Raw genomic sequence first — 12,444 nt, 5'->3', positions numbered from 1 at the left:
CGGCGAGACCCATGGGTTTTCGGTAAACTACCGCCCATGTCCGTTTCGCCGGTTTCCATCGTGTCCACGCCTGTCGCCGTTTCCGCATCGCCCGCCGGAGTCCCGGCTCAGCCGGCCCAGCCGGTCACCGTGCGATGGCGGGGCCGCGAGGCGTACGACGCGAGCTTCGACGCGATGCGCGCGTTCACCGACACGCGCACGGCCGACACCGGCGACGAAATCTGGGTGGTCGAGCATCCGCCCGTCTACACGCTCGGCCAGGCCGGCGACCCGGCGCACCTGCTGGTGGCCGACAGCGGCGTGCCGCTCGTCAAGGTCGACCGCGGCGGACAAATCACCTACCACGGCCCCGGCCAGATCGTCGTCTACCTGCTGCTGGACCTGCGCCGGCGCAAGCTGATGGTGCGCACGCTCGTGACGAAGATCGAGGAGGCCGTGATCGAAACCCTCGCGGCGTATAATCTCGCTTCGGTCCGCAAGGCGGGCGCGCCGGGGATCTACGTGGCATCCGGCCTGCACGAGGGCGCGAAAATCGCGGCCCTCGGCCTGAAGATCCGCAACGGCTGCAGCTATCACGGGCTGAGCCTGAACGTGAAGATGGATCTGCGCCCGTTTCTTGCGATCAACCCGTGCGGCTATGCCGGACTGGAAACCGTCGACATGGCGAGCCTCGCGGTTGCCGCCGACTGGAACGACGTCGCCCACACGCTGGTGGGCCGTCTGATCGCCAACCTCGACGGCGCATCCGCGGCCGCCGACAAGCCGCACGCACTGGAACAATCGAATGACTGACGTTACCGCTTCTCCCGCACCGGCCGATTCGGCCGCGACCCCGGCCTACGATCCGACCGCCAAGCAGAAGGCGCAGGCGAAGACGGCGCGCATCCCGATCAAGGTCATTCCGATCGAAAAGCTGAAGAAGCCCGAGTGGATCCGCGTGAAGGCGGCCACCGGCAGCTCGCGCTTCAACGAGATCAAGACGATCCTGCGCGAGCACAACCTGCACACCGTGTGCGAGGAAGCGAGCTGCCCGAACATCGGCGAATGCTTCGGCAAGGGCACCGCGACGTTCATGATCATGGGCGACAAGTGCACGCGCCGCTGCCCGTTCTGCGACGTCGGCCACGGCCGTCCCGATCCGCTCGATGCGGATGAACCGAAGAACCTCGCGCGCACGATCGCCGCGCTCAAGCTCAAGTACGTGGTGATCACGAGCGTCGACCGCGACGACCTGCGCGACGGCGGCGCCGCCCACTTCGTCGAGTGCATTCGCGAAACGCGTGCGCAGTCGCCGGACACGCGCATCGAGATCCTGACGCCGGATTTCCGCGGCCGTCTCGACCGCGCGATCTCGATCCTGAACGCGGCGCCGCCCGACGTGATGAACCACAACCTCGAAACGGTGCCGCGCCTGTACAAGGAAGCGCGCCCGGGTTCGGACTATGCGCACTCGCTGAAGCTCTTGAAGGACTTCAAGGCGCTGCATCCGGACGTCGCGACGAAGTCGGGCCTGATGGTCGGCCTCGGCGAAACCGAAGAGGAAATCCTGCAGGTGATGCGCGACCTGCGCGCGCACGACGTCGACATGCTGACGATCGGCCAGTACCTGCAGCCGTCCGAGCACCACCTGCCGGTGCGGGCGTACGTGCATCCGGATACGTTCAAGATGTACGAGGAAGAGGCGTACAAGATGGGCTTCACGCACGCGGCGGTCGGCGCGATGGTGCGGTCGAGCTATCATGCCGACCTGCAGGCGCATGGGGCAGGGGTGGTCTGAGCGTCGCGTTTGCAGCAGCAGTCCCGAAAGCCCGCAGCGATGCGGGTTTTTTCGTTGGCGCGGCGATGATCCGCGCATGCGCACGGCAATCGCCACCCGACCGGACGCGCGATCCAATCCAGCGCGAAAAGCAAAGCTGAAACATCATCGATAGCTTCGCAGGATAAGTTCGCTCCCGCCGCACGCAAAGCCCGTAAAGTCGGCTCTCCCGCAGCAATGCCCGCATTCCGAAGGAGAGCCGCATGTCCCGTTTCAGCTTCATCCGCCGCGCCGTCGTCGCGCTGACCGCCTTTGCCGCGCTTGGCGCGGCGCACGCCGAATCGCGCGAAGTCGTGATCGCGTACCAGGACATGGTCGTGCCGTGGCGCTATGCGCAAGCGAGCGGTGAAGTCGAAAAGGCGACCGGCTACAAGGTCAGGTTCCGCAAGCTCGACAGCGGCGCCGACGTGATCCGCGCGCTCGCGTCCGGCTCCGTGCAGCTCGGCGAGGCCGGGTCGAGCCCGATCGCGGCCGGCCTGTCGCAGGGGCTCGACATCTCGCTGTTCTGGGTGCTCGACAACATCAACGACGCCGAGGCGCTCGTCGCGCGCAACGGTTCGGGCGTCACGAACGTCGCGGCGCTGAAGGGCAGGAAGATCGGCGTGCCGTTCGTGTCGACGTCGCATTTCCACACGCTCGTCGCGCTGCAGGCCGCGGGCGTCAATCCGAACGACGTGAAGATCGTCAACCTGCGTCCGCCCGAGGTCGCGGCTGCGTGGGCGCGCGGCGACATCGACGCGACCTACATCTGGGATCCGGTGCTCGCGAAGGTCAAGCAGTCGGGCACCGTGCTGACGACGTCCGGCCAGGTTGCGAAGGAAAGCGGCAAGTCGACCTTCGACGGCTTCGTCGTGAGCCGCAAGTTCGCGCGCGAGAACCCCGAGTTCGTCGCGCGCTTCGTGAAGGTGCTCGCGGCGGCTGACGCCGACTACCGCGCGCATGCGGCGGCGTGGAAGGTCGGCTCGCCGCAGGTCGCGGCGGTCGCGAAGGTGTCCGGCGCGAATGCGCAGGACGTGCCGGCCAGCCTCGCCCTCTACGCGTTCCCGACGGCGGCCGAACAGGCTTCGCCGACGTGGCTCGGCGGCGGCGCGCAATCGGGCGCCGCGAAGTCGCTCGCGGCCACGGCTGCATTCCTCAAATCGCAAGGCACGATCCAGACGGTGCTCGCCGACTATTCGGTCGGCGTCGATCCGCAATTCGTGCAGAAGGCCGCGCGCTGAGCGCGGCCCCTCAGCCCACTCATCGCGGAGCCCTTCGATCATGAGCACGCTGGAAGTCCGTCAGGTATCGGTCGCCTATCCGGGCGAACGCGGCAGGCCGACGGCGCAGGCGCTCGCGCAGGTCGACCTGCGCATCGATGCCGGTGAATTCGTCGTCGCGCTCGGCGCATCCGGGTGCGGCAAGACCACGCTGCTGAACTGCATGGCCGGCTTCGTCGCGCCGACGACCGGCGACGTATGCGTCGACGGCGTGCCGGTCACGGGCCCCGGCGCGGATCGTGGCGTCGTGTTCCAGAAATACGCGCTGCTGCCGTGGCTCGATGTGCTCGACAACGTCGCGCTCGGGTTGCGCTTCGCGCGCGTGTCGAAAGCCGAGCGTGAAGCGCGGGCAACAGAAATGCTGGCGCTCGTCGGTCTCGAGCGCCATGCGCATGCGCGTGTGTACGAGCTGTCGGGCGGGATGCAGCAGCGGGTCGGCATCGCGCGTGCGCTCGCGAGCGACCCGCGCGTGCTGCTGATGGACGAGCCGATGGGCGCGCTCGACGCGATGACGCGCGGCACGATGCAGGCGCTCGTGCTCGACGTATGGGCGCGCACCGGCAAGACGGTGTTTTTCATTACGCACGACGTCGAGGAGGCGCTGTTCCTCGCGACGCGTCTCGTCGTGATGACGCCCGGCCCCGGCCGGATCGCGGAAACCTTCGAACTGCCGTTCGCGCGGCGCTACGTCGAATCGCGCGATGCGCGCGCGGTGAAGTCGTCACCGGAATTCATCGCGTGGCGCGAGCGGCTGATCGCGTATCTGCATCGCGACGAGGCAGCCGAGGCGGCCGCGTGATGCACGAACTCGCGCGACAGGGCGCGTCGGTCGGACGCGGTCGGATCAGCACTTTGCACAGGCAGGACAGCATGAGCACGCAGGATTCGTGGACGGCCGGCGGGACGGTCGCAGGTTTCGAGCAGGACGATCGCACGCGGACTCAGGCAGCCGCGCGTCGTGCGCCGTCGTCGCACCGCTACCGGTTGCCGGGGGAGGGGAAGACGGCGGCCTTGAGCGCGGCGACGGTTGCAGCGCTGGCCGTGCTGTGGTGGGTCGCCACGCATCGCCAGTGGCTGCCGCCGCTGTTCCTGCCCGCGCCGGAAGCCGTGTGGGTGGCATTCGTCGACGCCTGGCATGGCCGCATCCAGGGTGGCCTGCCGCTGTCCGAGCATTTGCTGTGGAGCGCCGCGCGCGTGTTCGGCGCGTTCCTGCTCGCCACCGCGATCGGCGTGCCGGCCGGCATCCTGATGGGCGTGAGCCGCCTTGCACGCGGCGTGCTCGATCCGCTGCTGGAGTTCTACCGGCCGCTGCCGCCGCTCGCATACCTGCCGCTCGTCGTGATCTGGTTCGGCATCGACGAAACGGCGAAGCTCGTCGTGATCTTCCTCGCGTGCTTCGCGCCGATCGCGATGGCCGCGCGCGCCGGCGTGCGCGCCGCGACGGTCGAGCAGATCAACGCCGCGTATTCGCTCGGCGGCAGCTTCGCGCAGATCGTGCGGCATGTGGTGCTGCCGGCCGCGCTGCCGGAGATCCTCACCGGGCTGCGGATCGCGATCGGGTTCGGCTGGACGACGCTCGTCGCGGCCGAGATGGTCGCCGCGACGGCCGGGCTCGGGCAGATGGTGCTCAACGCATCGAGCTTCCTGCGCACGGATATCGTCGTGATGGGGATCCTGATCATCGGCGCGATCGCGTGGCTGTTCGATCTCGCGATGCGATGGATCGAGCGGCGGGTGGTGCCGTGGAAGGGGCGGGGATAGGTCGGGGGGCGCGACGGGGCGTGACGCGGGCAGTCGCTCTGCGCTGCAGGCGGAAAGAGGGCCGGGCTTCGCGTCGAGCGAAGCCCGGCCCTTGTCGCGTGATACCGGTGGCCGAGTGGCGACGGCTTACCAGCGATAACCGGCGCCGGCGCCGACCGCGACCGTGCCGCGCGTATTGGTGGAGCCGGACGCCTTGACCACCCAGCGCCCGTTGCGCGTGGCGGTGGACAGGCCGAACGCGACGGCCGACTGCCCGCTGTAAGTGCCGCCGGCGATCGAGACCATGCTTTCGCCTGCCAGCGATGCCTGCGGCAGGTTTGCGATGGCGACGGCGGACGCGATGCCGCCGCTTGCGTCGCGACGATAGTGGTCAATGTCGTTACGCACGCTGCCGATCTGGTCGCGCAATTGTTGCACGTTCACGGCATCGGTAGGTGCGGTGCCGGCCTTGACGTTGGTGATCTGCCGCTCCTGACCGGGCGCGCCGACGGAGACCGTGTCGTCGCGGTCGGCGACGGAGTTGTTGCCGAGCGCGACCGAATTGTTGCCCGATGCCGTCGCGTTGTTCCCGATCGCAAGGCTATCGTCGCCGGACGCAGTCGAGCCCTTGCCGAGCGCCATCGAATTCGAGCCGGTCGCGCCCGAGCCGTCGCCGAGCTGCGCAAAGTCGTTGCCATGGTTGCCCGCCGGCGGCGTAACGGCGGGGCCGTTCTTCTCGATGTCCGACAGGCGCGTGTTCAGCGAATCGAAGCGGCTGTCGAATTGCTGCTGCATCGTGAAGAGCTGCCCGCCGTTGACGGCCTGCATGCCGCCCGCGACGATCGCACCGGGCCGCACATTGTCGAGCAGCGTGCCGCCGACCCCGCCGAGCGTCGCGCGGCCGAGCGACAGGTCGTCGTACACGAGCGCACTGAGCGGCTTGCCGTCCGGGTCGACCAGGCCGGTTGCCTTCAACTGCGCGATCGTCACGGCGTCGGTGTCGCCCACGCCGTTCGACAGGCCGGTCAGCGTACGCGTGCCGTCCGTGCCTGCGAGGCTCACCGACGCGCCGCCCTTGTCGGCGCCGATCGAGATCGCGAGGCTCGCAGGATCCTGGCGCACGAGGCCGGTGGTGCCGTTGTTGACGCGCGTGCCAAGATCGTCGACATCGACGCGGATGGATTTGACGTCGCCTTCGACGTTCGTGACGCGGCCGTCGAGCATCGTGATCGATTGCGTGTTGGCTTTGGCTCGATCGTCCAGACTCGTCAGCGCGCTGCCGACATCGTTGAACGACTTGCCGTCGACCGTATAGTTCGGACTGCGTACGCTTCCGTCCGCGTTGATCGTGGCTTCGCCGCCGAGCGCCTCGACGACCGGCTTGAGCTGCGACAGGTTGACTGCGTCGGTGTCGTTCGTACCGGCGCGAAGATTGACGAGCTGCCGCTCGTTGCCGGTTTTGCCGATCGACACGGTGTTGCCTCGGTCGGCGACGCTGCCTTGCCCGAGCGCGACCGCGTCGTGCGCGGTGACCACCGCATCCGCGCCGAGTGCGAGCGCGCGGTTCGCGTTGATGTTCGACCCGACCCCGAGCGCGCTCGAGCGATCGCCGTGAACGTTCGTTCCTTCGCCGATGGCGATCGTGGATCGCCCGTCGGCGATTGCTGCTCCGCCAATCGCGATTGCCGAGTAATCACCGCCGTCTTCTCCTTTTGCCTGCGCGCCGGGACCAAGGGCGATCGAACCTGCGCCCGTTGCGCTGGGTGGCGGGGTTGCGCCGGCCTTGACGACAAGGTTGTCGAGGACCAGATCGGGCTGCGCGGCATGGCTGTAGCCCGACGCGAGCGCGACGAGCGAGAAGGCGAGTGCGGACAGGCGCGGCCGGTGCGTCGCAATGCGCGAGCGGGCACGCGCGTTGTCGGGTGGTGGGGTGACGGGGTGGAACATGAATCGGACTCCTGATCGTTCAATTTCGCGCACGCTGCCGGAAATGGCGACGATACGCATCGACTGCAGCGGAGCGCATCGCCGTTGCGAACGGGATGAGCGAATAAGGCGGCTGCGGTTTGAGCGGACGACTATACGGAGCGACTTATAGGCCGTCGATCAGACGAATACGAAATTTGAGGCGATAGGTATGAGACGCGATATTAGGCGCGAAGTGCGACATCGCGGTCAGACCGGGTCGAAAGGCAGGACGCGCGCAGCGCCCGTAAGACGAGTCCGTATGTCGGCACAGATGGGCCGTGGAATGGGTTCGCGCGGCGCGGTGCGCCGCCGCGCACGGGCCCGCTCAATCCCCCATCGCCACCCCTTCCCGCCGCGGATCCGCGCCGCCGAACCACACCGTCTGCCCCTGCACGTTCAGCCGCTGGATCCCCTGCAGCCCCGAGTTCATCTCGACGACCCGTACGTCGTGTCCGCGGCCCTTCAGCCCGTCGGCGAGCGCGTCCGACACACGGCCGCGTTCGAGCTGCGTCGGCCCGTTCATCGACCCGAAGTTCGGCAGCGCGATCGCCTGCTGCATCGTCATCCCCCAGTCGAGCACGCCGACCAGCGTCTTCGCGACGTGATTGATGATCGCGGGGCCGCCGGCCGAGCCGACGATCATCGTCACCTGCTTCGTCTTCTTGTCGAACACGAGCTCCGGCGACATCGCCGAGCGCGGCCGCTTGCCGGGCTGCACGCGGTTCGCGACCGGCCGGCCGTTGTCGTTCGACACGAACGAGAAATCGGTGAGCTGGTTGTTCAGCATGAAGCCGCGCACCATCAGCCGCGAACCGAACGCATCCTCGATGCTGGTCGTCATCGACAGCGCCTGGCCGTAGCGGTCGACGATCGCGATGTCGGACGTCGACGGCAGCTCGGGGCTGCGGTCGTCGGCCATCGCGAGCGCCGCGCCCTGCGGCGTGCCGGCCTGCGCGACGCCCATGCTGCTGTCGCCGATCAGGTGCGCGCGCTGCGCGAGATAGGTCTTGTCGGTGAGGCTCGCCCAGCTGCCGCCCGGCAGCGGCACGAAATCGGGATCGGCGACATAGCGCGCGCGGTCCGCATACGCGAGGCGCCCGGCTTCGCTGAACAGGTGGGCGGCGAACGGTGTCGGCTCGTAGCCGACGTCGTTGCGCACCGGCTTCTGCGCGCCGATCTGCTGCCAGTCGGGCATCGCTTCGAGGATGCCGAGCATCTGCGCGATCGCGAGGCCGCCCGACGACGGCGGCGGCATCCCGCACACGACCGAGCGCCGGTAATCGGTACACAGCGGCGCACGCACCTTTGCCTTGTAGCGTGCGAGATCCTGCAGCGACAGCAGGCCCGGGTTGGTCGGATGCTTGCGCACCTTCGCGACGATGTCGCGCGCGATCGCACCGGTGTAGAACGCATTCGCGCCGTGGTCGGCGACCTGGCGCAGCACGGTCGCGAGCGCGGGGTTCTTCAGCACCGTGCCGGCCGCCTTCGGCGAGCCGTCCTTGTTGTAGAAGTACGCACGCGCGGCCGGATCGCTGCTCAGGTACTTGTCGTTCGCGATCAGCATCGCGAGGCGCGGGCTGATCGTGAAGCCGCGCTCGGCGAGCCGGATGGCCGGCTGGAACAGCCGGCGCCACGGCAGCTTGCCGTGTGCGCGGTGCGCGGCGTCGAGCATGCGCAGCACGCCCGGCGTGCCCACCGAACGCCCGCCGACGACACCTTCGTAAAAGCTCATCGGCTGGCCGGTCGGGCCGTAGAACAGCCGGTCGGTCGCGGCGGCCGGTGCGGTTTCGCGGCCGTCGTACGCCTGCGTCGACTTGCCGTCGAAATACAGCATGAAGGCGCCGCCGCCGAGCCCCGACGATTGCGGCTCGACCAGCGCGAGCACCATCTGCGTCGCGATCGCCGCGTCGATCGCGGTGCCGCCGGCCTTCAGCATGTCGTAGCCGGCTTGCGTCGCGAGCGGGTTCGCGGCCGCGATCATGAAGTGCTGCGAGGTCCAGCCCGGCTTGTCGGTCCAGCCGGACGACAGTTCGGGCGCATGAACGCCGGGCAGCGGGACGGCCGCGCCCGATGCGGCGGCGACCGGGACGACGGCGCCCGACGGCGCGGACGGGGACGTGCAGCCGGCGTTCATCGCGACGAGCGCGACGGCGGCGAGCAGCGTCCAGGGACGCGAATGCGGACGAATCCGGTCGAACATGGAACCCTCGGCAGCAGTGAATTCGAAGGAGAGCGGCGTTGACGTTGACATCGGTGCGGGCGCAACGGCGCTGCCCGCCCCGGCGCGCTATTGTCGCCGTGCGCCCGGCGGCTTGTCATCCGACAGGAAACCCTGACGCATCCCGCCGGGCCCGCCCCGGCCGGTCTTTCCGGCCTGTTCGAGGATGAACTCTATGAACGTCGACGTCGCGCGCGTGTGGTGGCGGTTCGGCATGTAGAGCATGTACATGTGGGTGCCGAAGATGCTCAGCCGGTACGCATCGAGCGACGTGACGACGGCGCCGTGCCGCAGGTCGTCCTGCATCACGTAGTCGGGCACGATGCCGACGCCGATCCCCGCGAGGATCGCCTGGCGCAGGAACAGGAAGTTCTCCGAAATCAGCGTCGGTTCGAGCAGCACCTCGTGGCGCTCGTCGCCGAGATACGCGGCGATCCGCAACTGCCGGCCCAGCACCGTCGCGGTGACGACGGGAGCTGCGGCCAGCGCACCGAGGCTCGCGGGCATCCCGTGCGCGGCCGCGAACGAGGGCGACGCGCATGCGACGTAGCGCACCGCGCCCATGTCGCGCGCGACGAGGTTCTGCGGCGGCTCGGACATCACGCGGATCGCGATGTCGACTTCGTCGCGCATCAGGTCTTCCACGCGATTCTCGAACACCACGTCGAGCACGATGCCCGGATGGAGCCGCTTGAACGCGAGCAGCCAGTCGGACATCACCATCTGCCCGTAGCCGCTCGGCACCGACAGCCGCACGCGGCCCTGCAGGTCCTGGCCGAGCGTCGTCACCGATTCCTGCGCGGCGAGCAGTTCGTTGCGGATGCGCCGGCCGTGCTCGTACAGCGTCAGCCCGATCTCGGTCGGCTCCATGCGCCGCGTCGTGCGGCGCACGAGCTGCTGGCCGATCGAGCGTTCGAGCTGGTTCAAGCGGTAGCTGACGTTCGCGCGGCTCATCTTGAGTCGCTGCGCGGCTTTGCTGAGATTGCCGGCGTCGAGGATCTCGACGAGCAGCGTCAGCGCGTTCAGGTCCATGCGGGTGTCTCCTGATCCGTCCCGTTTAACGCACAGAAACGGTCCGGAAGCATTCAGTGTCAAGTCAGACTTGACAGCTTGTAAAGGCGTGCGGGAATTGTCAATGAATCTCGATCAATCGAGAATCGAGTCATGCCCGGCAACCATGCCGGACGGTTTCCCGCGCCGCCGGGACCGGCTCGCGCACCGGCCCTGCTAGCCGGCCCGACCGGTTCCTGCCGCCCGGCGCACCGCACCACTGGAGACACGATGAATGCCACCGCTTCCCCTGCCAGCCCGATGGCCGGCACCGTCACGCGCGAACGGCGCGACAAGGTGCTCGTCGTCACGATCGACCATCCGCCCGTCAACGCGCTGTCCGCCGACGTGCGGCGCGGCCTCGCCGACGCGATCGACGCCGCGCAGGCCGACGACGCGATCCGCGCGGTGCTGATCGTCGGCGCCGGCCGCAACTTCATCGCGGGCGCCGACATCCGTGAATTCGGCAAGCCGCCCGTGCCGCCGTCGCTGCCCGACGTGTGCGAGCGGATCGAATCGGGTGCCAAGCCGGTCGTGGTCGCGCTGCACGGCGCGACGCTCGGCGGCGGCCTCGAAGTCGCGCTGGCCGCCCATTACCGGCTCGCCGTGCCCGGCGCGAAGCTCGGGCTGCCCGAAGTGACGCTCGGCCTGCTGCCCGGCGCGGGCGGCACGCAGCGCGCGCCGCGCCTGATCGGCGCGAAGGCCGCGCTCGACCTGATGCTGACGGGCCGCCATGCGAGCGCCGACGAAGCGCTCGTGCTCGGCCTCGTCGATCGCATCGCGCACAGCGACGACACGCTCGCCGAAGGGCTCGCCTATGCGCAGGAACTCGTGTCGCTCGGCGCGCCGGTGCGCCGCACGCGCGACGCGCAGGGCCTGGCCGACCGCGCGGCCGCGCAGGCCGCGATCGACGCGGCGCGCGCGGAATTGCCGAAGAAGTCGCGCGGGCTCTTCTCGCCGGCGAAGATCGTCGACGCGGTCGAGGCCGCGCTCACGCAGTCGTTCGACGCCGGGATGAAGTACGAACGCAGCCTGTTCCTGCAATGCATCGACAGCCCGCAGCGTGCGGGCCTCGTGCATGCGTTCTTCGCGGAGCGCGAAGCGGCGAAGGCGCCCGAGGCGCGGCGCGCGAGCGCGCGGCCGGTCGAACGGATCGGCGTGGTCGGCGGCGGCACGATGGGTGCGGGCATCGCGGTCGCGGCGCTCGACGCCGGGCTGCCGGTGACGATGATCGAACGCGACGAAGCGTCGCTCGAGCGCGGCCGTGCGCACGTCGAGAAGGTGTACGACGGCCTCGTCGCGAAAGGACGGATGACGCCGGCCGCGCACGCGGCGCGGCTCGCGCGCTTCAAGGGCAGTACGTCGTACGACGCGCTCGCGCAGGCCGACGTCGTGATCGAGGCCGTGTTCGAGGACATGGCCGTGAAGCAGGCCGTGTTCGCCGAGCTTGCGCGCGTGTGCAAGCCAGGGGCGGTACTCGCGACCAACACGTCGTATCTCGACATCGACGAACTGGCCGCGAGCATCGACCGGCCGGCCGACGTGATCGGCCTGCATTTCTTCTCGCCGGCCAACGTGATGAAGCTGCTCGAGATCGTCGTGCCGGCGCGCGTGAGCGCGGACGTCGTCGCGACCGCGTTCGCGCTGGCGAAGCAACTGAAGAAGACGCCGGTGCGCGCGGGCGTGTGCGACGGCTTCATCGGCAACCGGATCCTCGCCGTCTATCGCACTGCCGCCGACACCCTGATGGAAGACGGCGCGTCGCCGTACCAGATCGATCGCGCGGTGCGCGAATTCGGCTTCCCGATGGGCCCGTTTCAGGTGGTCGATCTCGCGGGCGGCGACATCGGCTGGGCGACCCGCAAGCGCCGCGCGGCGACGCGCGATCCGAACGCGCGCTACGTGGAGATTTCCGACCGGCTGTGCGAGCGCGGCTGGTTCGGGCAGAAGACCGGCCGCGGCTACTACCTGTATCCGGACGGCGCGCGCGTCGGCACGCCCGACCCGGAAGTCGACGCGATCGTCGCGGCAGAGCGTGCGAAGAAGGGCGTCACGCCGCGCACGTTCACCGATGACGAGATCCTGCGCCGCTACCTCGCCGCGATGATCAACGAAGGCGCGAACGTCGTGCACGAGAAGATCGCGCTGCGTCCGCTCGATGTCGACGCGGTGTTCCTGTACGGCTACGGCTTTCCGCGCTATCGCGGCGGCCCGATGCACTACGCGGACACGGTCGGCCTCGCGAACGTGCTCGCCGATATCCGCGCGTTCGCGAACGAAGATCCGCTGTTCTGGAAGCCGTCGCCGCTGCTCGTCGATCTCGTCGCGCGCGGCGCGGATTTCGCGAGCCTGAACCGCATCGACTGAACGCCCACCGCATTCGCCACGGACCC

General features: G+C 68.8%; 9 protein-coding genes. 6 read left to right on the top strand and 3 right to left on the bottom strand.

All coding sequences use genetic code 11. The annotated features are described in order from the left end of the window. The first annotated feature begins 36 nt into the window (after window positions 1-36). From lipB to GJG85_RS15225, 5 genes are all read left to right on the top strand, one after another. Window positions 37-792: a lipoyl(octanoyl) transferase LipB gene (gene lipB, locus GJG85_RS15245; RefSeq protein ID WP_050018153.1), complete on the top strand. Its 756-nt coding sequence runs from the start codon at window positions 37-39 to the stop codon at window positions 790-792. Beyond that, a complete protein-coding gene (lipA, locus tag GJG85_RS15240) occupies window positions 785-1,777 on the top strand; it encodes a lipoyl synthase (RefSeq protein ID WP_012329293.1) in 993 nt (330 codons plus the stop codon). Before lipB ends, lipA begins: the two co-directional genes overlap by 8 nt. Before the next feature lie 242 nt (window positions 1,778-2,019). Next, window positions 2,020-3,036, top strand: a complete 1,017-nt coding sequence (gene tauA, locus GJG85_RS15235) for a taurine ABC transporter substrate-binding protein (protein WP_050014722.1) — start codon at window positions 2,020-2,022, stop codon at window positions 3,034-3,036. A 40-nt stretch (window positions 3,037-3,076) separates the two neighbouring features. Further along, window positions 3,077-3,874 (top strand): ATP-binding cassette domain-containing protein, encoded by a 798-nt coding sequence (locus GJG85_RS15230; RefSeq protein ID WP_050014724.1) that lies wholly within the window; start codon window positions 3,077-3,079, stop codon window positions 3,872-3,874. Continuing rightward, window positions 3,874-4,836, top strand: coding sequence for an ABC transporter permease subunit (locus GJG85_RS15225; protein WP_050014726.1), 963 nt, complete (start codon window positions 3,874-3,876; stop codon window positions 4,834-4,836). Before GJG85_RS15230 ends, GJG85_RS15225 begins: the two co-directional genes overlap by 1 nt. A gap of 126 nt (window positions 4,837-4,962) precedes the next feature. Here the strand turns inward: GJG85_RS15225 and GJG85_RS15220 are convergent, their stop codons facing one another. The 3 genes from GJG85_RS15220 to GJG85_RS15210 form a co-directional block, all read right to left on the bottom strand. After that, window positions 4,963-6,762 (bottom strand): YadA family autotransporter adhesin, encoded by a 1,800-nt coding sequence (locus tag GJG85_RS15220; protein WP_124630928.1) that lies wholly within the window; start codon window positions 6,760-6,762, stop codon window positions 4,963-4,965. 346 nt (window positions 6,763-7,108) lie between these two features. After that, the gene (gene ggt, locus GJG85_RS15215; protein WP_204383431.1) at window positions 7,109-8,983 is read right to left on the bottom strand and encodes a gamma-glutamyltransferase; all 1,875 of its coding nucleotides are present in this window, start codon (window positions 8,981-8,983) and stop codon (window positions 7,109-7,111) included. A gap of 87 nt (window positions 8,984-9,070) precedes the next feature. Next, window positions 9,071-10,033, bottom strand: coding sequence for a LysR family transcriptional regulator (locus GJG85_RS15210; RefSeq protein WP_050014728.1), 963 nt, complete (start codon window positions 10,031-10,033; stop codon window positions 9,071-9,073). 249 nt (window positions 10,034-10,282) lie between these two features. Between GJG85_RS15210 and GJG85_RS15205 the strand changes: the two genes are divergently transcribed. After that, the gene (locus GJG85_RS15205) at window positions 10,283-12,418 is read left to right on the top strand and encodes a 3-hydroxyacyl-CoA dehydrogenase NAD-binding domain-containing protein (RefSeq protein ID WP_089488849.1); all 2,136 of its coding nucleotides are present in this window, start codon (window positions 10,283-10,285) and stop codon (window positions 12,416-12,418) included. The last annotated feature ends 26 nt before the right edge of the window (window positions 12,419-12,444 follow it).

It is taken from the genome of Burkholderia sp. MS389, assembly GCF_016899425.1.
Taxonomy (GTDB): domain Bacteria; phylum Pseudomonadota; class Gammaproteobacteria; order Burkholderiales; family Burkholderiaceae; genus Burkholderia; species Burkholderia sola.
The sequence above is the reverse complement of the archived record's forward strand: the minus strand, read 5'-3'. Positions and strand labels throughout refer to the sequence as shown.

Excerpts from the sequence above, each read along its gene's own strand:
- lipB (WP_050018153.1), top strand. The coding sequence starts at position 37 with ATGTCCGTTTCGCCGGTTTCCATCGTGTCCACGCCTGTCGCCGTTTCC.
- lipA (WP_012329293.1), top strand. The coding sequence starts at position 785 with ATGACTGACGTTACCGCTTCTCCCGCACCGGCCGATTCGGCCGCGACC.
- GJG85_RS15210 (WP_050014728.1), bottom strand. The coding sequence starts at position 10,033 with ATGGACCTGAACGCGCTGACGCTGCTCGTCGAGATCCTCGACGCCGGC.
- GJG85_RS15230 (WP_050014724.1), top strand. The coding sequence starts at position 3,077 with ATGAGCACGCTGGAAGTCCGTCAGGTATCGGTCGCCTATCCGGGCGAA.
- tauA (WP_050014722.1), top strand. The coding sequence starts at position 2,020 with ATGTCCCGTTTCAGCTTCATCCGCCGCGCCGTCGTCGCGCTGACCGCC.
- GJG85_RS15205 (WP_089488849.1), top strand. The coding sequence starts at position 10,283 with ATGAATGCCACCGCTTCCCCTGCCAGCCCGATGGCCGGCACCGTCACG.
- GJG85_RS15225 (WP_050014726.1), top strand. The coding sequence starts at position 3,874 with ATGCACGAACTCGCGCGACAGGGCGCGTCGGTCGGACGCGGTCGGATC.
- GJG85_RS15220 (WP_124630928.1), bottom strand. The coding sequence starts at position 6,762 with ATGTTCCACCCCGTCACCCCACCACCCGACAACGCGCGTGCCCGCTCG.
- ggt (WP_204383431.1), bottom strand. The coding sequence starts at position 8,983 with ATGTTCGACCGGATTCGTCCGCATTCGCGTCCCTGGACGCTGCTCGCC.